This window comes from Polaromonas sp., from assembly GCF_029945895.1.
Lineage (GTDB): Bacteria > Pseudomonadota > Gammaproteobacteria > Burkholderiales > Burkholderiaceae_C > Polaromonas.
The window spans coordinates 225,055-251,589 of the sequence record NZ_JAQSDL010000043.1 but is presented as its reverse complement, the minus strand read 5'-3'; the positions used below and the strand labels follow the sequence as shown (position 1 = coordinate 251,589).

At 64.1% G+C, this 26,535-nt stretch carries 29 protein-coding genes; 10 read left to right on the top strand and 19 right to left on the bottom strand.

Features of this window, described 5'->3' with window-relative positions; genetic code table 11:
- The first annotated feature begins 121 nt into the window (after positions 1-121).
- Positions 122-2,002, top strand: a complete 1,881-nt coding sequence (htpG, locus tag PSV33_RS06515; protein WP_300559979.1) for a molecular chaperone HtpG — start codon at positions 122-124, stop codon at positions 2,000-2,002.
- Between the two features lie 24 nt (positions 2,003-2,026).
- On the opposite strand, the gene PSV33_RS06510 is transcribed toward htpG, so the two are convergent.
- The 11 genes from PSV33_RS06510 to PSV33_RS06460 form a co-directional block, all read right to left on the bottom strand.
- On the bottom strand, positions 2,027-2,446 hold the full coding sequence (locus PSV33_RS06510) for a M23 family metallopeptidase (protein ID WP_300559978.1): 420 nt from the start codon (positions 2,444-2,446) through the stop codon (positions 2,027-2,029).
- A gap of 244 nt (positions 2,447-2,690) precedes the next feature.
- The gene (locus PSV33_RS06505; protein WP_300559977.1) at positions 2,691-3,722 is read right to left on the bottom strand and encodes a L,D-transpeptidase family protein; all 1,032 of its coding nucleotides are present in this window, start codon (positions 3,720-3,722) and stop codon (positions 2,691-2,693) included.
- 194 nt (positions 3,723-3,916) lie between these two features.
- Positions 3,917-4,546, bottom strand: a complete 630-nt coding sequence (locus tag PSV33_RS06500; RefSeq protein WP_300559976.1) for an alternative oxidase — start codon at positions 4,544-4,546, stop codon at positions 3,917-3,919.
- Positions 4,547-4,637: 91 nt separating this feature from the next.
- Complete coding sequence (locus PSV33_RS06495; RefSeq protein WP_300559975.1) at positions 4,638-5,483, bottom strand: PA4780 family RIO1-like protein kinase; 846 nt, start codon at positions 5,481-5,483, stop codon at positions 4,638-4,640.
- A 37-nt stretch (positions 5,484-5,520) separates the two neighbouring features.
- Positions 5,521-6,717, bottom strand: coding sequence for an NnrS family protein (locus PSV33_RS06490; RefSeq protein WP_300559974.1), 1,197 nt, complete (start codon positions 6,715-6,717; stop codon positions 5,521-5,523).
- Positions 6,714-7,880 carry a hypothetical protein gene (locus tag PSV33_RS06485; protein ID WP_300559973.1) on the bottom strand — a complete coding sequence of 389 codons (1,167 nt, stop codon included), beginning with the start codon at positions 7,878-7,880 and terminating at the stop codon, positions 6,714-6,716. The genes PSV33_RS06490 and PSV33_RS06485 overlap by 4 nt, the downstream gene beginning before the upstream one ends.
- The gene (locus PSV33_RS06480; protein ID WP_300559972.1) at positions 7,877-8,215 is read right to left on the bottom strand and encodes a metal-sulfur cluster assembly factor; all 339 of its coding nucleotides are present in this window, start codon (positions 8,213-8,215) and stop codon (positions 7,877-7,879) included. Before PSV33_RS06480 ends, PSV33_RS06485 begins: the two co-directional genes overlap by 4 nt.
- Before the next feature lie 20 nt (positions 8,216-8,235).
- On the bottom strand, positions 8,236-8,706 hold the full coding sequence (locus PSV33_RS06475) for an Rrf2 family transcriptional regulator (protein WP_300559971.1): 471 nt from the start codon (positions 8,704-8,706) through the stop codon (positions 8,236-8,238).
- Positions 8,707-8,723: 17 nt separating this feature from the next.
- Positions 8,724-8,975, bottom strand: a complete 252-nt coding sequence (locus PSV33_RS06470; RefSeq protein ID WP_300559970.1) for a DUF2249 domain-containing protein — start codon at positions 8,973-8,975, stop codon at positions 8,724-8,726.
- A 67-nt stretch (positions 8,976-9,042) separates the two neighbouring features.
- Entirely contained in the window at positions 9,043-11,319 is a 2,277-nt protein-coding gene (locus PSV33_RS06465) for a nitric-oxide reductase large subunit (RefSeq protein WP_300559969.1), read from the bottom strand.
- Between the two features lie 30 nt (positions 11,320-11,349).
- Positions 11,350-11,637 carry a DUF2249 domain-containing protein gene (locus PSV33_RS06460; protein WP_300559968.1) on the bottom strand — a complete coding sequence of 96 codons (288 nt, stop codon included), beginning with the start codon at positions 11,635-11,637 and terminating at the stop codon, positions 11,350-11,352.
- A gap of 289 nt (positions 11,638-11,926) precedes the next feature.
- Here PSV33_RS06460 and PSV33_RS06455 point away from each other — a divergent pair, with 289 nt between their 5' ends.
- The 8 genes from PSV33_RS06455 to PSV33_RS06420 are packed head-to-tail and all read left to right on the top strand — an operon-like array spanning position 11,927 to position 18,927.
- Positions 11,927-12,976: a peptidase U32 family protein gene (locus PSV33_RS06455; protein ID WP_300559967.1), complete on the top strand. Its 1,050-nt coding sequence runs from the start codon at positions 11,927-11,929 to the stop codon at positions 12,974-12,976.
- Positions 12,977-12,990: 14 nt separating this feature from the next.
- Positions 12,991-13,893, top strand: a complete 903-nt coding sequence (locus PSV33_RS06450; RefSeq protein ID WP_300559966.1) for a U32 family peptidase — start codon at positions 12,991-12,993, stop codon at positions 13,891-13,893.
- A gap of 12 nt (positions 13,894-13,905) precedes the next feature.
- The gene (locus PSV33_RS06445) at positions 13,906-14,523 is read left to right on the top strand and encodes a hemolysin III family protein (protein WP_300559965.1); all 618 of its coding nucleotides are present in this window, start codon (positions 13,906-13,908) and stop codon (positions 14,521-14,523) included.
- Positions 14,524-14,537: 14 nt separating this feature from the next.
- Positions 14,538-15,062 carry an SCP2 sterol-binding domain-containing protein gene (locus PSV33_RS06440; RefSeq protein WP_300559964.1) on the top strand — a complete coding sequence of 175 codons (525 nt, stop codon included), beginning with the start codon at positions 14,538-14,540 and terminating at the stop codon, positions 15,060-15,062.
- Positions 15,055-15,489, top strand: coding sequence for a putative zinc-binding protein (locus tag PSV33_RS06435; RefSeq protein ID WP_300559963.1), 435 nt, complete (start codon positions 15,055-15,057; stop codon positions 15,487-15,489). Before PSV33_RS06440 ends, PSV33_RS06435 begins: the two co-directional genes overlap by 8 nt.
- Positions 15,476-16,087 (top strand): UbiX family flavin prenyltransferase, encoded by a 612-nt coding sequence (locus PSV33_RS06430; RefSeq protein WP_300559962.1) that lies wholly within the window; start codon positions 15,476-15,478, stop codon positions 16,085-16,087. The genes PSV33_RS06435 and PSV33_RS06430 overlap by 14 nt, the downstream gene beginning before the upstream one ends.
- Before the next feature lie 3 nt (positions 16,088-16,090).
- On the top strand, positions 16,091-17,575 hold the full coding sequence (ubiD, locus tag PSV33_RS06425) for a 4-hydroxy-3-polyprenylbenzoate decarboxylase (protein WP_300559961.1): 1,485 nt from the start codon (positions 16,091-16,093) through the stop codon (positions 17,573-17,575).
- 56 nt (positions 17,576-17,631) lie between these two features.
- The gene (locus PSV33_RS06420) at positions 17,632-18,927 is read left to right on the top strand and encodes an acyl-CoA dehydrogenase family protein (protein ID WP_300559960.1); all 1,296 of its coding nucleotides are present in this window, start codon (positions 17,632-17,634) and stop codon (positions 18,925-18,927) included.
- 16 nt (positions 18,928-18,943) lie between these two features.
- On the opposite strand, the gene PSV33_RS06415 is transcribed toward PSV33_RS06420, so the two are convergent.
- The 7 genes from PSV33_RS06415 to PSV33_RS06385 form a co-directional block, all read right to left on the bottom strand.
- A complete protein-coding gene (locus PSV33_RS06415; RefSeq protein ID WP_300559959.1) occupies positions 18,944-20,314 on the bottom strand; it encodes an MATE family efflux transporter in 1,371 nt (456 codons plus the stop codon).
- Between the two features lie 19 nt (positions 20,315-20,333).
- Positions 20,334-20,867, bottom strand: a complete 534-nt coding sequence (locus tag PSV33_RS06410) for a GNAT family N-acetyltransferase (protein WP_300559958.1) — start codon at positions 20,865-20,867, stop codon at positions 20,334-20,336.
- A gap of 31 nt (positions 20,868-20,898) precedes the next feature.
- Positions 20,899-21,948: a serine/threonine protein kinase gene (locus PSV33_RS06405; RefSeq protein WP_300559957.1), complete on the bottom strand. Its 1,050-nt coding sequence runs from the start codon at positions 21,946-21,948 to the stop codon at positions 20,899-20,901.
- 124 nt (positions 21,949-22,072) lie between these two features.
- Entirely contained in the window at positions 22,073-23,158 is a 1,086-nt protein-coding gene (locus PSV33_RS06400) for a DUF2855 family protein (protein WP_300559956.1), read from the bottom strand.
- 66 nt (positions 23,159-23,224) lie between these two features.
- Entirely contained in the window at positions 23,225-23,602 is a 378-nt protein-coding gene (locus PSV33_RS06395) for a DUF1304 domain-containing protein (protein ID WP_300559955.1), read from the bottom strand.
- A gap of 8 nt (positions 23,603-23,610) precedes the next feature.
- Positions 23,611-24,030, bottom strand: a complete 420-nt coding sequence (locus PSV33_RS06390; RefSeq protein ID WP_300559954.1) for an organic hydroperoxide resistance protein — start codon at positions 24,028-24,030, stop codon at positions 23,611-23,613.
- A gap of 55 nt (positions 24,031-24,085) precedes the next feature.
- Entirely contained in the window at positions 24,086-24,535 is a 450-nt protein-coding gene (locus PSV33_RS06385; protein ID WP_300559953.1) for a MarR family transcriptional regulator, read from the bottom strand.
- 113 nt (positions 24,536-24,648) lie between these two features.
- Between PSV33_RS06385 and PSV33_RS06380 the strand changes: the two genes are divergently transcribed.
- A complete protein-coding gene (locus tag PSV33_RS06380) occupies positions 24,649-25,572 on the top strand; it encodes an SAM-dependent methyltransferase (RefSeq protein ID WP_300559952.1) in 924 nt (307 codons plus the stop codon).
- Between the two features lie 127 nt (positions 25,573-25,699).
- Here the strand turns inward: PSV33_RS06380 and PSV33_RS06375 are convergent, their stop codons facing one another.
- Complete coding sequence (locus tag PSV33_RS06375) at positions 25,700-26,527, bottom strand: ABC transporter permease (protein WP_300559950.1); 828 nt, start codon at positions 26,525-26,527, stop codon at positions 25,700-25,702.
- Positions 26,528-26,535 lie beyond the last annotated feature (8 nt).

Here is a 26,535-nt window from a genome sequence, read left to right as displayed (position 1 = left end):
CCATCGGTCGCGGGCCCGGGGCGCATCCCGGACCCGCGATAATCAGGTCTTGAAATATGCGACGACGCCCCTAACTCCAGGGGCGTTTGTTTATTCCCCCTGATTTTCAAGAACCCCACACATGAGCAAGCAAACCCTTTCCTTCCAGGCCGAAGTCGCCCAGCTGCTCAAGCTGGTCACCCACTCCCTGTACTCCAACCCCGATATTTTCCTTCGCGAGCTGGTCTCCAATGCCTCGGATGCCTGCGACAAGTTGCGTTTTGAGGGTCTGAACAATGCCGAGTTGTACGAGGATGCGCCCAACCTTGAAGTGCGTGTCAGCTTCGACAAGGCGGCGAAAACCCTGACCATCACCGACAACGGCATCGGCCTGTCGCAGATCGAAGCCGTGGAGCACCTGGGCACGATCGCCAAGAGCGGTACGCGCGACTTCATGGCCAAACTCTCGGGCGACCAGAAAAACGATGCCCAACTGATCGGTCAGTTCGGCGTCGGCTTTTATTCGGGCTTCATCGTCGCCGACAAGATCACCGTCGAAAGCCGCCGCGCGGGGCTGCCGGCGTCTGAAGGTGTGCGCTGGAGCAGCGCCGGTACCGGGGACTTCGAGGTCGAGACCATAGAGCGCGCAGAACGCGGCACCAGTGTCATCCTGCATTTGAAGGACGACGCCGGCGAGTATCTCAACACCTGGAAACTCAAAAGCATCATCAGCAAGTACTCCGACCATATCTCGCTGCCCATCCTGATGAAAAAGGAAGCGTGGAAGGAGGGCGAAAACGACCAGCCCGGCGAGATGATCATCAGCGACGAGTGGGAAACCGTGAACCAGGCGGCGGCTTTGTGGACACGCGCCAAAAAAGACATCACGCAAGAGCAGTACGACGAGTTCTACAAGCAGATCAGCTACGACAGCCAGAGCCCCCTGGCCAGCACCCACAACCGCGTCGAAGGCGCCACCGAATACACGCAGCTGCTCTACATCCCGGCCAAGGCGCCCATGGACCTGTTCAACCGCGACAAGGCCGCCGGCGTCAAGCTGTATGTCAAACGCGTCTTCATCATGGACGACGCCCAGGCGCTGCTGCCGGTCTACCTGCGTTTCGTCAAGGGTGTGGTCGATTCGTCCGATCTGCCGCTCAACGTCTCGCGCGAGCTGCTGCAGGAAAGCCGGGCCGTCAAGGCCATCCGGGAAGGCTGCACGAAACGCGTGTTGTCCATGATCGAGGACCTGGCCGCCAACGAGCCGGAAAAGTTCGCCGCCTTCTACGGCGAGTTCGGCGCCGTGCTCAAGGAAGGCCTGGGCGAAGATTTCGCCAACCGCGAGCGCCTGGCCAAGCTGCTGCGTTTTGCCAGCTCAACGACCGACACCGTCAGTGTGGGTTTCGCCGACTACAAGGGGCGCATGAAGGAAGGCCAGGACGCCATTTATTACATCACCGCCGACACCCAGGCGGCGGGCAAGAACAGCCCACAGCTCGAGATCTTCCGCAAGAAGGGCATCGAGGTGCTGCTGATGACCGACCGGGTGGATGAATGGGCGCTCAACTACCTGCACGAGTTTGACGGCACACCGTTGCAGTCGGTCGCCAAGGGCGCGGTGGACCTCGGCAAGCTGCAGGACGAGGACGAGAAAAAAGCCGCCGAGGAAGCGCAGACCCAGTTCAAGCCCATGCTCGACAGACTCAAGGAAGCCTTGAAGGACAAAGCCTCCGATGTGCGCGCCACGACAAGGCTGGTCGACTCGCCGGCTTGCCTGGTGGTGCAGGAAGGCGACATGTCCACGCAACTGGCGCGCATGCTCAAGCAGGCCGGTCAGGCCGCGCCCGAGGTCAAGCCGATTCTGGAAATCAATGCCCAGCACCCCCTGGTCAAGAAGCTCGAAGGAAGTGACCACTTCGACGATCTCGCCCACATCCTGTTCGATCAGGCCCTGCTGGCAGAAGGCGGCTTGCCGGATGACCCCTCGGCTTACGTGAAACGCGTCAACGCCCTGCTGGTTTGACCTTGCGTCCGGTGCGGACCTGGCTCAGCGCCGGGTACCGCCCAGCGGCTCAAACGGGTTGACCGGTTCGCCTTTCCACCACTGCTTTTCGGGGCCCAGGTGGAAGATGGCAAAGTGCAGATGGGGCGCTTCCGGGCTGGCATTGCCGCTGGAGCCGACATAGCCGATCACATTGCCACGGCGCACCGTTTGGCCTTCTGCCAGGCCTTCTGCGTATCTGTCGAGATGGGCATAGTAGTAGGCGAGCTTGTCGGTCGCGTCAAACTGGTAAATGGTGATGCCGCCAGGTTTGCTGAGAAAAAGTTTGACGATGCGCCCGTCGTCCACGGCAAGTACGGGCGTGCCGCGCGGCGCGTGAATGTCAATGGCTTCGTGACCACGCTGGTTGCTGTCGCGCCCATCGGCGAAGGTGTCTCGCAGGTCTCGCGCGGAAACTTCCTGCACGGGCAGCAGCAACGCCGGTATGCCAGTCAGGGAAACGGAAGCTTGCGCCGATGCCGGTGCCGTCGCTGCGGGGGGAGATGTCGGATCTGCACGCCCTGGCCGGGTGGCCGCCGATGCCTCAGGGGCGGGAAGCGTTGCCTGCGCCAGCTCGGGTGATGAGGCGGGGCGCATGAGCACCCAAAGGACGCCCATGAGAAAGGCCGCCGCAGCGAACCAGCCTCCCCAATACTTCCGGACAGGCCGATCAGGCATGGACGTCGACGGCAAACCCTGGCTTCACAACTTGTGCCAGGCGCAGCACGTCCCAGTTGGTCAGGTGAATGCAGCCGTTGGTTTCGGCCGTCCCCACCCGGGAGGGATCGGGTGTGCCGTGGATGCCCCAGTGCGGCTTGCTCAGACCCAGCCAGTACACACCCACCGGATTGTTGGGTCCCGCGGGAATGTCGGTTTTGGCATTGGTCTGCCGGGCATTTTTGAGCAACACCGGATCGTAGGTGAACACCGGGTTCTTCGCCGCATTCCTGATTTCCATGCGACCCAGGGGCAGCGGGTCCGAAGCGCCACCTATGCTGGCCGGAAAGGCCGCAACAGGAAGATCGGCCTTGTCGAGCAGATAAAGCACGCGTTCCGATTTGTCGATACGAATGGATGTTGCCAGAGCCGGTGATTTGTCAACGCTCGTGGCGGGAACGATGATGTTGTCTCCGGGCTCGAACTTGCTTGCCCGATTGGCGTCGCGCAGCCACTTCGCACTGCAGTGAAATTTCTCGGCGAGCGCCTCCTGGATGGTTTCATAGTCCAGCGATTTCAGTTTGGCTCGTTCCATCATGTCCGCAGGCGTTTTTGTGAACGGACCCGCGGCGTCTTCCTTGGTGATGGTGTATTGCTTCAGTACCGGTACCGACGTTTCACCAACCAGCATTTTCCAGGTTTCCGAGTCCACGCGGCCGGTTGATTTCAGGGCGTTGGCGGTCTGGAAGGCGACCACCATGCGGCGCATGTTGGTCCCGAAGGCGCCATCAATTTCCCCCGGGGAAAACCATGCGCGGTCGAGCAGGATCTGCGCGCGCAAGACAGCTTCGCCGCGTGCGCCCGAACCCAGAACGGGGCTGTCAGTGGCCGCATTCATCCGCTCCATGAGCGTCGCACCGCTGGTGCCTTTGGCGGCGGCCGGTGCGCTCCGTCGGATGCTGGTGGCTGCGGAGGCGGGCAGGGCAACCCCTGCGGCCAGCCAGCAGAGCAGGTGACGCCGGGCAAGAAGAGTGTTCGTGAGCATTGGAGGGATCCGGATGTGCGTGAGACTTTCCATGCTGGGCATGCGCGGGTGGGGGCCGTGTCAGCGAACACCCTGTTACCTGGTCGTTGAACGGCGCGACTTGAACCGCGATTTTCCGTCCTCGGCCATTCGGCCTCACAGACAGAATGCAACGCGTGCCGACTGGCGCGCTGGAGTTCCGCTTGCGGGCGTTTTCAGCTTGACGCGGGGCGCGGCTCGCCGCCGCCATGAAGCTCGTTGGCAAAGCCGTGGTTCACGTCGCGGTGACCTGCCTCGTCTTCCCGAACCGCCAGCACCACGTCACGCAAGGTGGCGTTGGCGGGAAGTTTCCAGTAGTCCTTGGCGATCTGCGGGGCGGCGACGTTGGCATGAGCGCCCGAGTCGATGAGCTCCAGGTAATTGGTGTAGCTGGTGTAGGCCTCCTCCTCGAAGTACCCGACCACCCGATGCGCAACCCCCGGAGCGATCAGATACAGCAGGAAGTAGGCGTTGTAGAAGAAGCCCTGCACGAGGATGACCAGACCGCGTTCGAACCAGTTGGGTTGCGCAATTTTGATGAACGTCATCAGGTGCATGCGTTCGTTCTCGGCCTCGTCCATCAACGTGCGTATCCAGCCCCTGTCGTCCTCAATGCGGCGCAGGCAGCGCAGGTGCGTCAGCGTGGCGCCCACCATGCCGGGAACGGCGGCGACGGTTTCCAGCACGATGGCACGGTGACCGTAGCGCTTGGCAAAAAACAGGTCGGCAAAAAAGCGCAGGAAGCGCACAAAGCCATAGGCGAAGCGGTCGCCAAAGGTACGGGGCGTGTAATGGGGATTGTTCATGGGGGCCTTCGGGTGCGCGGGATGTGCACCCTTGAGAACCACCGTACACGAAAAGGGTGCGCCTGTCTGTCCGACAACTGGCCCCGTGGGCCTAGGGCGCCTGCATGCGCAGGCGGCGCGCCGCCTCTTCGGCCCGCGCATCGTCGATCTCGCCCATCACGGCGCCCATGTCCACCGGCCCGAGCTTGTGCGTGAAGCGGCCGGTGAGCACCGTCTCGGGTCGCAACACGCCGCGCTGGTACAGGTCCCAGATTTCATGGCCGTAGTCGGTGCTCAGCAGGTCAGGCGCGAAGCGGCCGAAAAAGCTGCGCAGGTTGGCCACATCGCGCAGCAACATGCGGCTGGCGTGGTTGTTGCCGGCTGCATCGACCGCCTGCGGCAGGTCAATGATCACCGGGCCGTCCGCGGCCAGCAGCACATTGAACTCGGACAGGTCGCCGTGCACGACGCCGGCACACAACATGCGCACTACTTCCTTGAGCAGCGTGGCATGGTGTTGGCGCGCCTCCTCCGGCGTGAATTCCACGTCGTTCAGACGCGGGGCCGCGTCGCCATGCGCGTCGGTGATCAGCTCCATCAGCAGCACGCCGTCGCAGAAGTTGTGCGGTGTGGGCACGCGAACACCGGCGGCGGCGAGGCGGTAAAGCGCGTCGACTTCGGCGCTTTGCCAGGCCGCCTCGGCCGCCTGCCGGCCAAAGCGGGTCCCTTTGGCCATTGCACGTGCCTGACGGGTGTTCTTGACCTTGCGGTTTTCGGTGTAGTCCACGGCCTGGCGGAAGCTGCGCTGGTCGGCCTCTTTGTAAATCTTGGCGCAGCGGGTTTCGTCACCGCAGCGCACGACATAGACCATGGCCTCCTTGCCGCTCATCAACTGCCGCACCACGGTGTCAATCAGGCCTTCTTCGATCAATGACTGCAGTCGCTTGGGTGGTTTCATGGCCCCATTTTGCGCCCTGCGGCTAAAGCGTCAGCGGTCAACCAGCCTGCCCGTCAATACGCGGTCGTGTCAGCACCGGCCAGTAGCGCACGGCATAAAGCGCGAAGCCGGCAGACCACAGCGCGGCCGACCCCAGTGTCGCCTGGATGATCCAGGCCGGGTCGGCGAGCGGCACGAACACGCGCACCACCGCCGCGAGCAGGATAAGGACATAACAGGCCACGTCGCTGCGGTCGGCCCGTAACGGCCGGCCGGTGTGACCGCGTGCGGTACGCGTCATCATGCCGATGATGAGGCCGCCGATGGCGCCTACCGTCAGTGCGTGCGTGGCCAGCGAGGGCGCGACCCATCCCGCTGCTGCCAAAGCGCGCAGCGCGAGATGCACCGGGATCCAGAAGTAGGCGACCTGCAGCACCCAGACCAGCGGCGCACGCCCTGTCTTCCAGGGGCGCCACAGGCTCCAGCGGGCAAGGTGGACCAGCGCGCAGACGCCGGCTACGGCGGCCAGCCACGCGCCATGCAGTTGCACGACGTCGGCCAGCAACAGCACCAGCACGCTGCCCAGTGCGGCCTTCTCCAGCATTGGCTGGCGCGTCGCATGGGCTCCCGGGACGCCGTTGTTGGTGAACATGGGAATCACGCGACCGCCCATCACGGCCATGATGAACAGCATGATGTCCAGCGCGAACTGGATGCCGACCCAACCCGGAAGCTGTACGACGCCAAGTTGTGCCAGGTGAATGCCGAGCACGGCTGCCGACATCAGCAGCAACAAACCGACGAAAAAGTAGTTACGGCGATTTCGCGCGGCGATGAAAGGAATCGCCAGCGCGATGGCGGCTGCAAGCGGGAAAGCGACATTGGCCAGTAGCGCCGCCCAGCCGAATGGCGTGAGTACCAGCACCCGGCCCGCCACCCAGAGGGCGGCCAGCGCGGCCAGGGGCCAGCCGGTGGGGGTCGGCCGGTTTGACCAGTTGCGACCGGCCGTGAAAAGGAAACCGACCACCACGGCCAGTGCGAAGCCGAACAGCATCTCGTGGGCGTGCCACATTGGGCCCCTCAGGTAAGGCAGGCCCAGCCAACCGGAGAATTGCAAGGCCCACAGGCCTATGGACAAGGCAGCGAAGACGCTGGCCAGCAGGTAAAACGGGCGAAAGCCGAGGTCCCAGAGGGCCCAGCCGGCGGGTGCTGGCGATGGGCGGGGGGGCTCCGCGATTTTGGTGATCGGTTTCATGGAAATGTCTTTCGAGTGGGCAGGACGTCGGGCCTGCCATGCTGGATACGCCAGGCCACGGCAGCGCCGGCGATGGTGGCCGCAAACAGTGCCATCGCGACAGCATTGAAGAGTGCGCCGGTGCTGCGCAGCGGGTTACCCGCCATTCCAGCGACCAGGCGTATCAGCAGGGACAAGTGCAGCACGGCCAGCGGCACATAGAAAAAGTTGCCGAACTGCAGCCTGATGCGCGCAATGGCCGGAAGGATGACCGGTGCATGGCCCATCATCATGCTGACGATGAAGCCCAGGCCGAGGGCATGCAGTGCGGCATCGCGCAAAGGCAGCCCCAGAGCGGTGGCGGCCCACGCTAGGCCAGCCACGGCCAGCCAGGCATAGCCGCCGAGGAGGCAAACCGCCATGTAACGGCTGAGTCCGTGCGCGTGGACGGTGTGCCGGGCGATGTCAAACATTCCCAGCCACAGCGCCAGCAGGGTCAACGCTGCGCCGTACAACAGCCCGCCAGCGACCGGCGCCAGGGCTGACCAGGCAGCGCCCGCGAGCAACGCCGCCAGCACAGCCTTCAGTGACCATTCCGCTGCCGGGCGCCGGCGCATCAACCGCGTCATTTCCAGGCGCTCGGCGGCAATGGTCATCACGAGAAAGGCGAACCACCAGGGCAGCGTCGCCACGCTGCCCTGGCCCGTGGCGAAAAGCAGATTGCCGGCCAGCCACGCTGCTGCCGCGACCAGCAACAGCCAGGTGTGGGCGACGCGCTGGCGCCGCACGATCACAATGTTGACCGCGGTAAAAATCGCGGCAGCACCCACACCCAGCCACGCGCCTGGCCCGGTCTGACCCAGCAGCAGGAATGCGCCCCCTGCCCCCGAGGCCAGCGGTGCGAGGAAAGCGGCGCGCAGCTTGACGGCCACAGCCCGTTCGATGCCGATGACAGTGCCGAGAAAGCCGCAGATCATGAGAGCTGCATGGGACAGCGCGGCCTGACCGGGCCAGACAGCCTCCGGCAGGGCGGGAAGGGCCACGCCCACGCGCAGCAGGCCGCCTGTGATACCGGCCAGCAGCGACAGCGCGACCAGGCCCAGCAGCAGCGGCCGCATGGCCAGGGTGATCCACCGGGGCGCCGTCTGGCGTTGCGTTTGCCCGGTGCGACGCGACGTGGTCACCACTGCATGAAGCGCTTTGCGCGCTCGCTCATCCGGTCGGCGGACCAGGGCGGTTCCCATACCAGTTCAACTTCAATCAGCAATTCCGGCGGTGCCACCCGGTCCAGCTCTGTTTCGACCTCGTCGATGATGAGATCGGCAACCGGGCACGCGGCCGATGTCATGGTCAACCGGACATGCAGTTTCCCGTCGGTCACGGTGACGCCATAGATCAGCCCGACATCGACGATGCTCATGGCGACTTCCGGGTCGACCACCCGCGTCAGTGCCTCCAGCAGGGGCTGCCGAAGCGCTTCTGGACCTTCGTAGGGAAACGGCGCTTTGGGCTCAGTCATGGCAGCTCCGGTATCAGCACTCAAGCGGCGCGCTTGGTGGCCGGGCTGGGTGCATTCCTGTCAATAAACAGCACCTTGGCCAGCGACTGACGGTTCTGGACCAGGTCGGCCAGGGTGTAGCGGTCCAGCACGGCGTAGAAAGCCTCGACCGCTTCACCGAGCACACCACGCAGCCGGCAGATGCGGGTGATCGCGCAATGGTTGGTCTCATCGGAAAAACATTCGGCCACCACAGCCGCGCCCTCGGTCTGGCGCACCACCGCGCCAACACCGACCAGTTCGGGCGGCATGGCCAGTTCGAGCCCGCCGCCCTTGCCGCGCACATTGGCCAGCCAGCCTTTTTTGCCGAGCAGATGCACCACCTTGGTCAGATGATTTTCCGACACGTCGAACGAGGTCGCAATTTCGGCAATCGTGGCGCGTTTCTCGGGCTGCGCGGCCAGATAGATCAGCACACGCAAGCTGTAGTCGGTAAAGGCGGTAAGTTTCATAGGGTGAATGTAAGGCCTCAGCCGCGTACCTGGAAGTCGATCACGATTTCCCCTGGTTCGCGCCGCACGTAGTCGATGCCCAGTTTTTCACCGAAGGCCTGTTGCAGCTGGCCCAGCAGGGGCAGGGGATCGTGGTCGTTGACGAAACGCATGGTTTCGCCGGGGTGCAGGCTTTCCAGTGCGCCGAAAATGGCCGCGTGGCGGAACCGTTTGGCGACACCGCGGGCGTCGAAGGGGTAGACGTTGTGGAGGGTCTGGATCTCGCTCATGGTGAAAGCTCCTATAAAAAAAGTAGAAAGAGACGAAAGGCCGGTGCGGCCGGCCTTTCGAGGGAGGTCAGAGACCGGCCACTGCCTTGGCGGTAAGGGCGTTGGCAGGTTGAGCCGCTGGACGCCGCAGAAGGCGGACGGCATACCAGGCCAGCAGGACTGCGCCGATGGCGAACAGGATGTCGCCCGGCACCCGCATCCAGACCAGGGTTTCCATCACGGGTGAGTGGATGATTTCCGGCGAGCGGGCGTACCACAGGCCTTTGCTCACGCTGGCCCAGGCCTGGTAAATACCGGCCGGCAGCAGCGACAGGAAGACCATCATCGCCAGGCCGATGTTGAGGCTCCAGAAGGCCGGCTTGAGGATGTTGTCGGCGTGCAGATGGCGCGCATACAGGCCGCGCAGGCAGAACAGCATGAGGCCGATGCCAAGCATGCCGTAGACACCGAACAGAGCGGCGTGGCCGTGGGCTGCAGTCATGTTCAGACCCTGTACATAGTAGAGCGAGGCGGGCGGGTTGATGGCGAAGCCGAGCAGGCCGGCACCGACGGTGTTCCAGAAGCCGACTGCAACAAAACACATGACAGGCCACTTGTAGGCGGCCAGCCACGGCAGGGCGTTGGAACGGCGGTAGGTCTGCAGGGCTTCCAGGCCGATCAGCGTCAGGGGGACGACTTCAAGCGCCGAGAACACCGCACCGACGGCGATCACCGAAGTGGGCGTACCGGTGAAATAGAGGTGATGGAGCGTGCCCAGGATGCCGCCGAACAGGAACACGATGGTCTCGGCGATGATGGCGCGGTTGGCGCTTTCGGTGCGAACCAGTCCCAGCTTGGTGAAGATCAGCGCAACCACCGCGGTGGCGAACACTTCAAAGAAGCCTTCCACCCACAGGTGAACCAGCCACCAGCGCCAGTACTCGACCATCGAGTAATGCGTGTTCTGTCCCCAGGTCAGCGACGTTGCATAGAAGCCGCCGATGCAGGTGGCCGACAGGAAGACCATGGCGATCAGACCGCGGGTTTCCGAAGGCTTCTTCAGCGCAGGCCAGAGCGCGCGGCCGAGCAGAAACACCCAGAACAGCAGGCCCACGAACAGCAGGATTTGCCAGACACGGCCCATGCTGGTGAATTCCAGCCCCTGATTGCCGATCCAGAAACTGAAGTCCACGCCGCGGTGCTGCAGCGTGCCCAGCCAGCCGGTCACGGTCGACCCGACCACGATGGCAATCAGGGCCCAGAACAGAACGTCCACGCCGAGCTTTTGCATCTTGGGTTCCCGTCCCGCCAGCAGTGGGGCGATGTAGAGACCGGTGGCCAGCCAGGCGGTGGCGATCCAGAAGATGCCGATTTGCGTATGCACGGTACGGCTCACGACATAGGGCAGCACTTCCGCGAGCGGGAAGCCAAAGAAGGACTGGCCTTCAACGGCGTAGTGCGCCGTGACCACGCCCATGGCAATCTGCAGCAGCATGAGACCGACCACGGCAAAGAAGTACTTGCGCGTCGCCTTCATCGAGGGTGTGGCGACGGCGCCCAGCAAAGGATCGGCCTTGGGCGGCAGAGCCTCCGGCTCATGGCGCTGGCTGCCGTGCAGCCACAACATGGCGGCGATCGCACCGAGCAGCAGGACGATGCTGACCATCGACCAGATCGCGGCAGAGTCGGTCATCTTGTTGCCGACCAGCGGCTCGTGTGGCCAGTTGCTGGTGTAAGACAGGTTCTCCTCGCCCGGCCGGTCGGTGGTCGCGGCCCAGGACGTCCAGAAAAAGAAGGCGGCGAGCGCGTGGCGATCCGCCGCGTCGGGTAGCAGGTTGCCCGTCATTGCATACTGGTCACGCAGCTTGTCCAGCAGAACATCGCTGCCGAACAGTGCGCTGTAGTGACTCGCCACTTCACGGATTGCCTGTGCACGGTCGCGTGACACGGTGACGGTTTCGCTGGTGGGGTCATAGGTGTTGCGCCGCATTTCCTCCTTCAGCGCAGCATCGACCGCGCCTCGATCCGACGCCGTGATGGCCGCCGGATCCTTGCGCAATGCCTGCGTATGGATGGTCTGGAGCGCCACGGCTTCGCGGTGCAGCCAGTCGGCCGACCAGTCCGGCGCCAGGTAGGCGCCGTGGCCCCAGACGCTGCCTTGCTGCTGGCCGCCGCTGGCCAGCCAGACCTGCTGGCCTTTCTGGACCTGCTCGCCGGTAAAAAGTACCTCCCCCGAGGTGGTGACGACGGCCTTGGGGATGGGAGGGGCTGTCAGGTAGATCTGTACGCCAAGGTAACCCAGGGCCCCAAACGACAGGACAAAGATGAAGCCGAGCCAGCGCCACAGCATGTTGTTGTTTTTCATCGCATATTCCTTCTGGTTTCTTTAAGGGGATCAGGCGCCGCCGCAGGATCCGCAGCATTGACCGTCGCTGTGCGCAGGTGCCAGCCGGGTGATGGCCACGCGCCAGGTGGCCGGTCCCTGTTCCAGGTAGGACCAGCTGAACTTGCCTGGCCATTCGGCCTGGAACTGGTGACGAAGCGGCTGGGGGTCATGGTCGTTGATCAATTCCATGGCCTGGCCGGCGCTGAGCTGGCTGAAGGTCGAGAAGATCAGGGAATGGCGCTCGCGGGGCGGGAGAGTGCGGATGTCTAGCGCGGCAGGGGCAGAGGTATGGCTCATGGAGACTCCATTCGATAACAAGTAAAAACAAGGACGATTTATAAGGTGCATCTATAATACATCTATAAGTTCGAGCAATGACAATTCCCCTGTTGATTCAGGTCAAATGCACGACTGATCAACTCACCCCTGTCTACCAACAGGTTTTATCCCGGCGTGCGGCGCTGCTTCCCGCCTTGAAGGTCTTGAGCCCATTTCTTGACGGGGATCAGAAAGTATCTGGAAGGATTGACGTATGGTCGTGCGCTGTGACGGCTCCGTTCGGGGCCGACGTCCGATCGCTGCCTGCATGACCCACTCCACACCTCTCGCCGAATCTGCCCTGTCTCATTCCATCGCGCCGGAACTGGTCTGCCCGGCCGGCAGCCTGCCGGCCCTGAAGGCCGCGGTGGACAACGGCGCCAGCTGTGTCTATCTGGGCCTGCGCGACGCGACCAATGCGCGCAATTTCGCCGGCCTCAATTTCGACGAGGCCGCCATTGCCACGGGCGTCCGGTATGCCCACGAGCGCGGCTGCAAGGTCTTCATGGCGCTCAACACCTATCCGCAGGCCGCCAACCCCGGTCCCTGGCGCGCGGCGCTGGATCAGGCTGTGGACCTGGGGGTGGATGCCGTGATCCTGGCGGACCCCGGGCTCATGCAGTACGCCGCCTTGCGTTATCCGGCGCTGCGCCTGCATCTCTCGGTGCAGGGTTCGGCCACCAACTACGAGGCCATCAACTTCTACCGCGAGCAGTTCGGCGTCGTTCGCGCGGTGTTGCCGCGTGTGTTGTCGCTGGAACAGGTGCGGCAGGTCATTGACAAGACACCGGTGGAGATCGAGGTGTTTGGGTTTGGCAGCCTGTGTGTGATGGTGGAGGGGCGCTGCGCGCTTTCGTCCTATGTGACGGGCGAATCTCCCAACACGCACGGCGTATGTTCGCCGGCCAGGTCCGTGCGCTGGCAGGAAACACCGCAGGGCCTGGAATCGCGTCTGGGCGGTGTGCTGATAGACCGATATGCCGGCGGTGAGAATGCCGGCTATCCCACGCTGTGCAAAGGACGCTTCGACGTGGGTGATGACGAGAGTTATTACGCCATTGAGGAGCCTGCCAGCCTGAACACGCTCGAACTGCTACCCCAGCTCATGAAGATGGGTGTGCGCGCCATCAAGATCGAGGGTCGCCAGCGCAGCCTTGCTTATGTGGCGCAGGTAACGCGAGTCTGGCGCGAGGCGATCGACCATTGTGTTGCCAACCCGCATCGTTACGCACCAAAAACCAGCTGGATGGCCAGCCTCGACCAGGTCGCCGAAGGGCAGCAACACACGCTGGGCGCTTACCACCGACCCTGGAAATGATGGAAATCCGCACCATGAAAATCGCTCTGGGGCCATTGCTGTACTACTGGCAGCGGCAGACTGTCTTCAATTTCTACGACGCCATCGCTGGGACGCCGGTGGACGTGGTCTACCTCGGCGAGACCGTGTGTTCGCGGCGTCATGAGTTGCGCCTGGCCGACTGGCTGGACATCGCGGCCCGCCTGCGCTCTGCTGGCAAGGAGGTGGTGCTTTCAACCCAGGTGCTGCTGGAGTCGGGCAGCGATGTGGGCACCATGCACAGGATCACGGCCAATGGCGATTTTCGGGTCGAGGCCAATGACATGGGTGCCGTCCACCGCCTGGCGGGCAAGTTGCCGTTTGTGGCCGGCCCGCATCTCAACCTGTACAACCAGGCTTCGCTGCAATGGATGGCGTCGCTGGGCGCGAGCCGCTGGGTCATGCCGCTGGAGATGAAGCAAGGTGATCTTGCGCTGTTGCAGCAGGACCGCCCGTCCGGACTGGAGACCGAGGTGTTTGCCTATGGACGCATGCCGCTGGCCTACTCGGCGCGCTGCTTTACCGCGCGGCAACGCAACCTGCCCAAGGACGACTGCCGCTTCAGTTGCCTCGACCACCCGGACGGCCTGATGCTCAGAACCCGCGAGAGCGAGGAGTTCCTGGTGCTCAACGGCACGCAGACCCAGTCGGCCCGCGTCTACAACCTGGTCGATGCGCTGGAGGACATGCGTGCTGCGGACGTGGATGTGATCCGCCTGAGTCCGCAGGCGCAGCACATGGCAGAGGTGATCGCCCTGTTCGATGCAGCACGCAAGCAGGTGCTGACGCCGCAGGAGGCGCTGGCGCGCATGCAGGCCCTCATGCCGGAGAAGGGCTGCAATGGCTACTGGCACGGCCGCCCCGGTCTGGAGCAGGTGGCTTTCGCGGTGACGGGCTGAGGGCTGACAACGATGTACCACGGTGAACGTTTCAACAGCATCAGCCACCTCGTCGGTGCCGGATTGGCGGTGGCGGGTTCGGCCGCACTGATCGTGCCCGCCGGCTTCGTGGGTGACCCCTGGAAAATTGTGAGCTTCAGCATCTACGGTGCCATGCTCGTCGCGCTGTACGTTTTTTCCACGCTGTATCACAGCGTGCGCGGCCGCGCCAAAAACGTGCTGCGCAAGTTTGACCACTGCTCGATCTACCTGCTGATTGCAGGCAGCTACACGCCATTTGCGCTGGTGTCGCTGCGCGGCGCCTGGGGCTGGTCCTTGCTGGGCGTGGTGTGGAGCCTGGCGCTGCTGGGCATCGTGCAGGAAATCTGGCTGGCCAAGGGCGCGCGTGTGCTGTCCCTGGTCATCTATGTGCTGATGGGCTGGCTGGCGCTGGTGGCGGTGTCGCCCTTGTGGACCGCCCTGACGCCTTCGGGCTTTGCCTGGCTGGCCGCGGGCGGCGCTTGCTACACCATAGGCATTGGTTTTTACGCCACTGACCACAAGCTGCGCCACGGCCACGGCTGGTGGCACCTGTTTGTGCTGGGCGGCAGCATCTGCCACTTCATCACCGTGCTGCTGTATGTGGCCTGACTCTGCGGACCACCATGAAACCCCTTTCCTCATCTCCTCCCCTTGTTTTGCCGCCAGCCCTCGGTTCGCTGCTGCAGCGCCTGCCGGCTTATCCCGGCTCGGTTCTCCTGGTGAGCGCGCTGAACCTGGGCCTGGCGCACCAGCTGCCGGCCGATGTGGGCCGCCTGCTGCTGCACAAGAAGCTTCGCATCCACGTGCGTGACGCGCGCCTGACGTTTGATTTTTCCTGGACAGGGCAGCGCTTTGCCGCCTGTCCCCGGCAGCAGATCACCGACCTGGCTATCAGTGCCAGCGCCCACGATTTCATGCGCCTGGCGCAGCGCCAGGAAGACCCGGACACGCTCTTTTTCAGCCGCCGCCTTGCCATGGAGGGCGACACCGAACTGGGCCTGGTCGTCAAGAACGCGCTCGATGCCCTGGAGTTGCCGGTGCTCGACCTGCAGCAGTGGGCGCCGCTCCAGCTGCTGGCACGCCTGGGGCCACGGCAACGGTCGGCCGGTGTCGGCCCGCGTCAGCATGCAGGAAAAAACCATGACTGAGGATAGGCGCAGTTTGCCGCTGGTCTATTCCTGTTCGGGATGCTCCAGCGCCGCGCAGCTGGCCAACCAGGTGGCGCTGCAGCTGGACAGGCGCGGCGTCGCCGAGATGTCCTGCATTGCCGGGGTGGGTGGCGACGTGCCGCATCTGATGAAAATCGTGCGATCCGGGCGGCCCGTCATCGCACTCGACGGCTGCCCGCTGGCCTGCGTGAAAAGTGTGCTGGCGCGCCATGGCATCACGGCTGACCGGCATTACCCGCTTCAGCAATACGGTGTCAAAAAACGCACGCATGAGGACTTCGATCCCGCGCAGGCGGCGCTGGTGCTCGAGCGGGTGGCGGCCGACCTGCTGGCGGCGCCGCTGCGTGCGGCCCCTCCCGGTAGCGGGGCTGCCGCCACAGGAACGGGCGAGCATGACCCCCGGTGACCGCGCACTTTCACCCCGCCGGATCATTGTGGCGATTTCCGGGGCCAGCGGCGCGGTGTACGGCACGCGCCTGCTGCAGGTGCTTCATGCCATGGCGGAGATCGAAGCCCACCTGGTGGTGTCCGACGCGGGCTGGCGCAACCTCGACCAGGAACAGGGCATGAACCGCGTCGCCGTCGAAGCCCTGGCCGACCAGGTGCACGATGCGTACGATGTGGGCGCCTCCATTGCCAGCGGCTCTTTTTTATGCAGTGCCATGGTGGTGGCGCCGTGTTCAATGCGTACGCTGGCCGCCGTGGCGCACGGGCTGGCGGACAACCTCATCACGCGCGCCGCCGATGTGGTGCTAAAGGAGCGCCGACGGCTGGTGCTGATGGTGCGCGAATCACCGCTGCACCTGGGTCACCTGCGCAACATGGTCAGCGCGACCGAAATGGGCGCCATTATCTGTCCGCCCATGCCGGCGTTCTACCAGCGCCCGCAGTCGGTGGCGGAGTTGGTGGACGGCAGCGTGGCGCGTGTGCTGGACCTGCTGGACCTGCCGCACGACCTGGCCCCGCGCTGGGACGGACGGTCTCCGGCCACGGCCGGAACCTGACCCATGCGCTACCGCGACCTGCGCGATTTCATGGCCCAGCTCGAGCAGACAGGCGACCTGCGCCGCGTGGCCGAGCCAGTGTCGCCGCACCTGGAAATGACGGTACTGTGCGACCGCGTCCTGCGCGCTGGCGGACCGGCCCTGTTGTTCGAACAACCCACCGGACATCACATGCCGGTGCTGGCCAACCTGTTCGGCACGCCTGCGCGTGTGGCGCGCGCCATGGGTGTGAGCGACCTGCGCGCGCTGCGTTCCTTTGGCGAGGTGCTTGCCGCCCTCAAGGAGCCTGAGGCGCCCAAAGGGCTGAAAGACATGCTCGGCCTGGGCGGGCTGCTCAAAACCCTGTGGCACATGGCGCCGCGTGAATTGCGTTCAGCGCCCTGCCAGGATGTGGTCTGGGAAGGTGCTGATGTCGATCTGGCGCGCCTGCCGGTGCAACACTGTTGGCCCGGCGACATCGCACCCCTGATCACCTGGGGCCTGGTGATCACCCAGGGGCCGCACAAGCCACGGCAGAACCTGGGCATTTACCGCCAGCAGGTGCTCTCACGCAACCAGCTCATCATGCGCTGGCTGGCGCACCGCGGCGGCGCACTCGATTTTCGCGACCATGGGGCGGCGAACCCGGGCCAGCCTTATCCCGTGGCCGTTGCCCTGGGAGCTGATCCGGCCACCATCCTCGGCGCGGTGACCCCGGTCCCCGACAGCCTGTCCGAGTACCAGTTCGCCGGCCTGCTGCGCGGCGCACGCACCGACGTCGTGCAGGCGCTGGGCAGCGGTTTGCGTGTTCCGGCCACCGCCGAGATCGTGCTCGAGGGCCACATCTATCCGGATGCCGGCCACGCCACCGGCTACCAGCACGCGCTGGAAGGCCCCTTCGGCGACCACACGGGGTATTACAACGAGCAGGCCTCGTTTCCGGTGTTCACGGTGGACCGCATCACCTTGCGGCGCGACCCGATTTACCACTCCACCTACACCGGCAAACCACCGGACGAGCCTGCCGTGCTCGGCATGGCCCTGAACGAGCTGTTCATTCCCCTGCTGCAGAGACAGTTTCCCGAAATCACCGACTTCTACCTGCCGCCGGAAGGCTGCAGCTACCGCATGGCCCTGGTGCGCATCAAGAAGGCCTACCCTGGCCACGCACGGCGCGTGATGATGGGCGTGTGGAGCCATTTGCGCCAGTTCATGTACACCAAGTTGGTGGTCGTGGTGGACGATGACGTGGATGTGCGCGACTGGCGCGAGGTGGTCTGGGCCCTGACCACCCGCATGGACCCGGCGCGCGACACCATGTTGATAGAAAACACCCCTATCGACTACCTGGACTTCGCCTCGCCAGTGAGCGGTCTGGGCAGCAAGATGGGACTGGACGCGACGAACAAATGGCCCGGCGAAACCCAGCGCGAATGGGGTCGTCCCATCGTCATGGACCCGGCGGTGCAGGCGCGCATGGACGGGATCTTTCAGTCCCTGGGGCTGTGAAGGGCGCGGTGTCGCCTGCGTTCTGACAGCGGATGACCCGAATCGCACAATGCCTCATGGACTTCAATCACTCTCCCAGGGCGCTGGCGCTGCGTCAACAGCTCGAAGCCTTCATGCAGCAATACCTGCTGCCCTACAACGCAGCCTGGCATCGCTCGGTGCAGGAGGGGATTTATCCGCCGCTTTTTCTCGAAGGCCTCAAGGCTCTGGCACGCGAGGCGGGCTTGTGGAACCTGTTTTTGCCCGGCCTGCAGGAGGACGAGCCCGGCACGCGCCTGGGCCACCTTGACTATGCGCCACTGGCGGAGACCATGGGCCGACTGCCCTGGGCCGCGGAGGTGTTCAATTGCAGCGCCCCCGACACCGGCAACATGGAACTGCTGCACCGCTTTGCCACGCCCGGCCAGCGCGCTCAGTGGCTGAGGCCGCTGCTGGAGGGCCGCATCCGGTCTGCCTTTGCGATGTCCGAGCCCGACGTGGCTTCGTCCGACCCGACCAATCTGCAGACCACCGTGCGGCGCGAGGGTGGCCAACTGGTACTCAACGGCCGCAAGTGGTTCATCACGGGTGCTGCGCACCCGAACTGCCGGTTGCTGGTCGTCATGTGCCGTAATGACGAAGCGCAAGGCGAGGGTGAGCCGGCCGGCGCGCACCACCGGCACAGCATGGTGCTGGTGCCCATGAACACGCCGGGTCTACAGGTGTTGCGCAATATTTCCGTGGTTCACCACCATGCGCCTGAAGGGCATTGTGAAATTCTGCTGCGCGACGTGCGCGTACCACTGGACCACCTGCTGGGCGGCTGGGGCGAGGGTTTTGCCATGGCGCAGGCACGGCTCGGGCCCGGGCGGGTGCACCACTGCATGCGCACCATCGGCCAGTGCGAGCTGGCACTGGAGCTGGCCACGGAGCGCACGCTGGAGCGCCAGGCCTTCGGGAAATACCTTTCGGATTTTTCCAACGTGCAGGAGTGGATGGCCGAGTCGCGCATCGAGATCGACCAGGCGCGCCTGCTGATTCTTCACGCGGCCTGGGCGCTTGACGAAGGCAAGGATGACGCGGCGCAACTGCGCGCACGCGTGGCTGCGATCAAGGTGGTGGCAGCGCGGCTGCAGACGCGGGTGGTAGACCGTGCCATGCAGGCCTTCGGTGCCATGGGCCTGTCACCCGATACCCCGCTGGCCTATTTCTGGACCTGGGGCCGGGCCCTGCACCTGATGGACGGGCCCGACGAGGTGCATTTGCGCACCGTGGCTCGGCACGAACTGGCGCAGGCGAAGGCGCGCGCGGGCAGCACCGCCGCCTACTTCACCACGCCCGGGCAGTTGCAGGCGCCGCCGCGCATCCGTTAGCGCCGCGGCGGACAGCTCACACCATTTTTCGAATCGATTTCTTCTTCCACACCACGAAGAAGTAGGCCGTCTGCAGCAGCAGTGCTACCGCGTAGGTGGCTGGGTAACTCATCCAGATGCCGCGCAGCCCGAAAGTCTGGCTGAACGCCCAGCCCAGCGGGAACAGCAACAGGCTCAGGCAGCCCAGCGAGATGAGCGTGGGCACCAGCACCGTGCCGCTGGCGCGCATGACGGACGTGAACACACTGGCCAGGCCGAAAATCAGGCTGGCCCACACGGTGATGTGCAGCAGCCCGGCCGCCAGGGTGACCACCGCCGGGTCGGTGATGAACAGCCCGACGATGGTCCTCGCAAACACCAGCACGCCCACTGCCAGACCGCCGGTGATGGCGATGTTCATGCCCAGCCCGACGCGGGTCACGCTGTCGATCTGGTGCAGCCGTCCCGCACCGATGGCCTGCGCCGCCAGCACCGACGCCGCAATCGCGATCGACATGGCGGGAAACTGGACATAGGCCATGACCTGGCTGACGGCTCCCCAGGCGGCCGTGGCATGGGAGCCATAGCCGTTGACCAGGCGCAACAGGGCGAGGTCTGCCACTGAGCCGGTGATGAAGAACAGCCCGGTGGGAAAGCCCAGCCGGACGACGGGCTTCAGGAATTTCCTTTGAAGACGCACATGCCGCCAGAAATCCTTGTCCGGTGCAATGGTCCGGCCGCGCCGCTTCAGGTACCAGGCCACCCAGAGCAGGGCCAGCGCCATCGACACCAGCGTGGCCCAGGCACCGCCGGTCACGCCCAGTGCCGGCAGGCCGAACCATCCCTGGATCAGGGCCGGGGTCAGCATGAGAATGATGCTCGAGGAGACCGCCAGCGACAACAGGGGGGTGACGGTATCGCCCACGCCGCGGAGCACCGCTGCTGTCAGCATGGAGACAAACATCAGCGGCAAGGCAGCCATCATCACCCGGGCATAGGCGATGGCCTGGGGCAGCACATCCGCCGGCGTGCCCAGCAGGCGCATGATGGGCTCGGCCAGCAGCATGCCGCACAGCCCGACCACCACGCCAAGCAAAAAGCCTGCGCAAAGTACCGTGCCGGCAATGGCACGCACCTTGTCGACATCCCTGGCGCCCCAGGCTTGGCCGGTCAGAACGGATGCGCCTGCACCCAGGCCGATCACGAAGGAAATGAAAAACAGCAGCAGGGGGAAGAAACTGGCGACGGCCGCCAGTGCACCGACACCCAGCATCTGCCCCACATAAATGTTGTTGAGCGTGCCCGACAGGGCGTTCAGCATGTTGGTCAGGATCAGCGGGCTGAGGAAAACCAGAAAGGTCTTCCAGAGTGGTCGGTCTGGGGCGGATTCCGTTTTGCTCTCTGGCATGGGCAGCGATGGGCCGAATTCAGTGGTTGAGCGAGCGGTAGAAGTAAGTCGTATCGCACGGCTCGCCGTTCGGGAAAAGCGCGTAACCCGGAATCACCCCGCAGCGTTGCCAGCCCAGCCGCGCATAGAGTCGCTCGGCATCATCGCTGGCAGTGTCCAGCACCAGCAGGGTTTTGCCATATTCGCGCGCCACCTGCTCGGCAGCCTGCATCAGTGCTTCACCCAGACCCTGGCGCCGCGCCCGGCGATGCACCAGCATTTTTGCCACGTCGGCGCGGTGCGGTTGATTCTCGGGCTGATCCAGCACCACCTGCACGGTACCCACGATGCCTGCGCCATCTTCGGCCACCAGCAGCGCCCGTTCACTCCGGGCTGCGCTGTCCGCCACACCGCGCCAGAAGGCCAGAGCCCTGGACATGGGCAGGGGATGCATGAAACTCACGGAGGCGCCACCTTCCACACAATCGATCAGCAGCCTGGCCAGCGACTGCAACTGGCTGTCGGTGACGGTTTTCAGGCGGCGAATGGTGTGGGCAGAGGATTCGGCGGACATGGTTTCTCCCGAAAATGGATCTGGAAAATTATTACGCCACCAGCGGCGCTTCCTGCATGGCTTCCGTCTGTTCTTCCAGCATGTTGACCTGGCCTTTCCAGTAGTCGCTGGAGCCGAACCAGGGGAAGTTGATCGGGAAGATCGGGTCGTGCCAGCGCTGGGCCAGCCAGGCGCTGTAGTGCACCAGGCGCAGGGTGCGCAGCGGCTCGATCAGCGCCAGCTCGCGGCGATCGAACTCGCGGAATTCCTCGTACCCATCCACCAGGGCGCCGAGTTGCTGCAGACACTGCGCGCGCTCCCCGGAGAGCAACATCCACAAGTCCTGCACCGCCGGGCCGCTGCGTGCGTCGTCGAGGTCGACAAAGTGCGGGCCGGCGCCTTCCAGGCCCTCGGGCGTCCACAGGATGTTGCCGGGGTGGCAGTCGCCGTGCAGGCGCAGTGTGCGGATGTCTCCTACGCTTTCAAAAACCGCTTGTGCCACGTTCATGGCTTCTTCAAAGGCCTTGAGCCAGCGCGATTCCATGTCCAGCGGCAGGTGGTTGCCCGCCAGCAGCAGGTCGCGGCTGGCCAAACCAAAGGTCTGCAGGGTCAGCGCGGGCCGGTGTTTGAAGGGCGTGGCGCTGCCGACCGTGTGGATGCGCGCCAGGAAGCGGCCAATCCATTCGAGCACGCTGAAATCCTCCAGCTCGGGCCGCCGGCCGCCGCGGCGCGGCGAGACGCTGAAGCTGAAGCCGTTGAAGTGGTGCAGGGTGCTTCCGCCCAGCGCCAGGGCGCCCACGACGGGAATTTCCGCCGCCATCAGTTCGGCGGCAAATTCATGTTCTTCGAGAATCTGCGGGTCGCTCCAGCGCCCGGGCCGGTAGAACTTGACGACCACGATGTCACCCGCCGCAGAGCCCGTGCCCGCCGGCGCTTCCAGGTGGACCTGGTAGACGCGGTTTTCGTAGCTGGACAGCGCCATCAGCCGGCCGTCGCCATACAGACCCACGCTGGCCAGCGCGTCCAGCACCACGTCGGGCGTGAGTTTTTCGTAGGCATGGACGGCCTCCGGGGTCGGCGCGGCCAGGGGTTGTTCGGTCATGCCCCCATTGTCGTTGTAATCCGGATCTGCCCCGAAATTTCAAGTAAAAAGTGGCTCCAGCCCTTGATGGGTATGCGCAAGCAGCTATTGAAATAATAGCGACCTGACCTTGCCCCCGGACGCGTCAGAGCGTCAGGATATGCCCGATGTGCGGGTCGCCCTGGCCGGCCAGCACCTGCTGGTAGGCCGCGGCGACGGCGGCCGCGCCCTGGTGGTGCTGTGTGATCAGCCAGGGCGAGGGTGATTGTGTCGCGCGCTGGCTGAACGTCTGCCACGCCTGCACCAGGCGCTGGCCCAGACCCTCCGCGCCCCAGTCGGCGCTGCGCTTCTTGATCTGCGCCGGCGCAAAAAACAGGGTGGCGCGCGGACCCGGCAGATCCCGGGCGCCGCCAAGCTCGGCCACATGGGTGCCGCCTATGGAGCAGCTGTACTTCAGGTTCGCAAAGCGGCTGTGGATGGCAAGGCGCAGCCCGGCGTTGCCGGCAAAGTCCACGTAAATGCACGGCGCATCGGCAGAAATCTGGTCGAGCTGCTCATACGTCAGCACCCGGCTGTAGCAACCCAGGCTTTCGCAAAAGGCGACATTGCCCGGGGAGGTCAGGCCGATGACTTCGATACCGGGGCGCTGGGCCAGCTGGAAGGCTGTGCCGTAAGCGGTCTTGCTCGATGCGCTGGACAGCAGCATGGTCCGGGCGCCGAAAAAATCGTTGTCGGCCAGAAAGTCGTCAATCAGGAAGGAGGTGATGAACAGCGGCCGCAGCAAGGCCTGGATGTCTTCGGTCTCGGGTGTGTAAAACGGGTCGGCACTGCAGCGCAGATACTGGTTGTAGACAGGGTGCAGTTCGCGCCGGTGCGGCGCGCCGTCGTGAAAACCGGCGGTGTTCAGGCGCGCGGGCGTGAGCACGGTGGCCGAGGCCATGGGGTAGTAGCCGTACAGCCGCTCGCCCACCGCCACACCCGGGTGCAGCGACTGCACCACACTGCCAAAACCCCAGACCGGGATGGTGCCCCAGCCTTCTTCGCCGGTGGGGAAGAACTGCCAGTAGTTCATCGCGTCGCCAAAGGCGGCGTAAGTGATGTTGTTGGACGTCAGTGCAAAGGCTTCGACCCGCACACGCACCTGGCCATCGGCCAGTGGCGTGTCTTGTGCCGTTGCCAGCCGCGTGTTGGCCAGATCGTTTTTGCGAACAAGAAAGGTGGTGGTGCTCATGTCGGCAACTTAAGCGAAAAAGCCCGCCGGTTCAAGACCGGCGGGCCGCTTTGGCGACAGGGGCGCCTAATTTCTGGCCGCAGGCCTGTCCAGCCACAGGACCAATACCAGCGCGATGATCGCAGGCAGGGCCTGGGTAAAGAAGATCTTCGGTGCGGCCGTGGCTGCCCCAAAGACGCCAGCCACGATCACGCACGCCAGGAAGAAAAGCTTGAACGTGCGGTTGCCCGTGAACAGCCCGAAGAAAAGGCCCGCCGCGAGAAAGCCGTTGTACAGCCCCTGGTTGGCCGCCAGGGCCTGGCTCGCATCGGCAAACTCCTGCGTGAGATTGAAGGTTTTCATCCCGAGTGGTTTGTTCCAGAAGAACATTTCCAGAATCAGGATATAGACATGTTCAATCGCCACCAGGGCAACGGCGGCGTGGGGAATCAGACGCCTGTTCATCGCTTGGCTCAGACCAGGGTGATAGTTACTTCGATGTTGCCGCGGGTGGCGTTCGAGTAGGGGCAGACCTGGTGGGCGGCGTCGATCAGCGCCTGGGCAGCGGCGCGGTCCATGCCGGGCAAGCTGATGTCCAGGCGGACAGCGATGCCGTAACCGGCGGGGATCTTGCCCAGGTCCACGCTGGCGTCAATGCTCAGGTCGTCGGGCAGCGCGATCTTTTTCATGCCGGCCACGGCCTTCATGGCGCCGATGAAACAGGCGGAGTAACCGGCTGCAAACAGCTGCTCGGGGTTGGTGCCGGTGCCGGCGGTGCCGGGCGAGCTCAGCGTGACGTCCAGGCGGCCGTCGTCGGTTTTGGACTTGCCGTCACGGCCGCCGGTGGTGTAGGCGTGGGCGGTGTAAAGGACTTTTTCGAGTTGGGTTGCCATGGTGATTTCCTTGAAAAAATGCTTCAGGGGTGAAGCGGGTTGAAAAATGAAGGGTTTATGCCACCAGTCGCTGGCGCAGGGCCTGCACCTGCTGCGTCAGCGTCACCAGTTCGGGAATCGAGCACTGGGTGGCGCTCAGGACGCAGCCCGGAATGCCGGCAGCCCGGCTCTTGAGCTTGCGGCCCGCAGTGGTCAGGGTGATGTGGACGCGGCGCTCGTCTTGGACATCGCGCAGGCGAGACACGAGTCCGGACGCCTCCAGGCGCTTGAGCAGGGGGGTCAGCGTGCCTGAATCCAGGAACAGGCGCTCGCTGAGCTCGCTCACCGTGAGGCCGTCCTTTTCCCACAGCACCAGCATGGCCAGGTACTGAGGGTAGGTCAGCCCCAGTTCGTCGAGCAGCGGCTTGTACAGCTTGGTCATGGCCAGCGAGGTGGAATACAGCGCAAAACAGAGCTGGTTGTCCAGCCGCAGCATGGCGTCGGCGGAGATGGTTTTGCTTGTCATGCCTGAATTATAGCGAACAATTAAATTGTGTGCAATATAAAACGATGAACGGGTGCCGCAAGGATTTTGTAGCGGTTCCGCCGGTGCTGCGTGCCGGCTACTAAACTGGGGCCATGCAACATTCCCGTTCCGCCGGTTCCGGCAAGCCCGCCCGCCTCGCACCCCCCGCCCAAATCGCGCAGGTGATCGAAGAGCTCCGGCCCGGCCAGTCCATCGAGCTGCTCAAGGAGCTGCACATCCTGACCCGCGAGGGCAAGCTCAACCAGGACACGCGACGCAAGCTCAAGCAGGTCTACCACCTTTACCAGTTCATCGCGCCGCTGCTGGAGGAAGTTTCGGCCAGCGGCCGGCCGTTCACGCTGGCCGACCACGGCGCCGGCAAGTCTTACCTCGGCTTCATTCTTTACGACCTGTTTTTCAATGTGGCGCACCCGGGCGGGAAAACCGGCGGGCATATTTACGGCATCGAAACCCGCGCCGAACTTGTCGACAAGTCGCGTGCGCTGGCGCAGCGTCTGGGTTTTGAGCGCATGACCTTTCTCAACCTGTCGGTGCAGCAGGCCACCACATCGGAGCAGTTGCCGGCGCAGGTGGATATCGTCACCGCCCTGCATGCCTGCGATACCGCCACCGACGACGCCATTGCCTTCGGCCTGCACAAACATGTGCGCCACATGGTGCTGGTGCCCTGCTGCCAGGCCGAGGTGGCCGGTGTGCTGCGCAAGAACAAGGCGCTGAGCCTGTCAAAAACCCCGCTGGCCGAACTCTGGCGGCACCCGTTGCACACGCGTGAATTCGGCAGCCAGATCACCAATGTGCTGCGCTGCCTGCAACTCGAAGCCCATGGCTACGACGTCACGGTGACCGAGCTGGTGGGCTGGGAGCATTCGATGAAAAACGAGCTCATCATTGCCAGCCGGCCGCCATCGCCAAACGGCGCGAAAACCCGTCAGGCGCAGGCGCGGCTGCAAGAGGTGCTGGCAGAACTGAACCTGGGTGAACTCACGGCGCGTTTTGCACTGCCGACCGGCGGTTAGGCGTTAGCCCGCGCAAGCTGAACAGCCTGACGGGTCAACGACTTGCTATGAATTCAATAGCTGATAGCGACCGTCGGATCAGGGCTGAAGGCCGAAAACGATCAATAGTTGGGGTGAAAGTGCGCTCTCATGCCCGGAACCGCCGGCGTGTCAGCGCCAGCGCCACCCAGAAACCCGCCAAGGTGTAACCCACCAGCACCAGCCCGTGGCGCCACGGCGACGCCGGCCACTGGTCCATGAACATCGGGCGGATGATCTCCACCGCGTTGGTCAGCGGCAGCCAGTCGGAGATGATTCGCACCAGGGGCGGCAACTGCTCACGCGGGAAAAAGATGCCGCTCAGGAACATCATGGGTGTCAGCACCAGCGTGAAATAGTAGGTGAAGAAGTCGTAGCCCTTGGCCAGCGCGTTGAAGATCAGCGCAATGCAAGAAAACATCATGCCGACCAGCAGCAGGATCGGCCAGGCCAGCAGCAGCTTGGGGCTGTGGCTGATGCCCAGGGCCAGCATCACGCCGAGGATGGCGGTCACGGTGAACAGCGCCTTGAAGGCGGCCCAGAGCATTTCGGCCAGCAGCACGCTGTCCAGGCTGATGGGGGCATTCATGATGCCGTCCCAGGTTTTCTGCACATGCATGCGGGAGAACGCGGAATACAGCGCCTCGAAGCTGGCGGCGTTCATGGCGCTCATGCAGATCGAGCCACTGGCCAGGAACAGGATGTAAGGCACCTTGACCGCGCCGTCGCCGCCCACGTTGATTTCGCCCACCAGTGCGCCCATGCCGTAGCCAAAAGCCACCAGCCACATCAGCGGCTCGGCTATGTTGCCGACCAGGCTGGGAATGGCCAGCTTGCGCCAGACCAGCAGGTTGCGCATGAAGACGGGCCACCAGCGCGCCGACAGGTCCGGCGCGCGCCATATGGAAGGAGGAGAGGAGGGAGAAGAGGTTTTCATGGATGTCT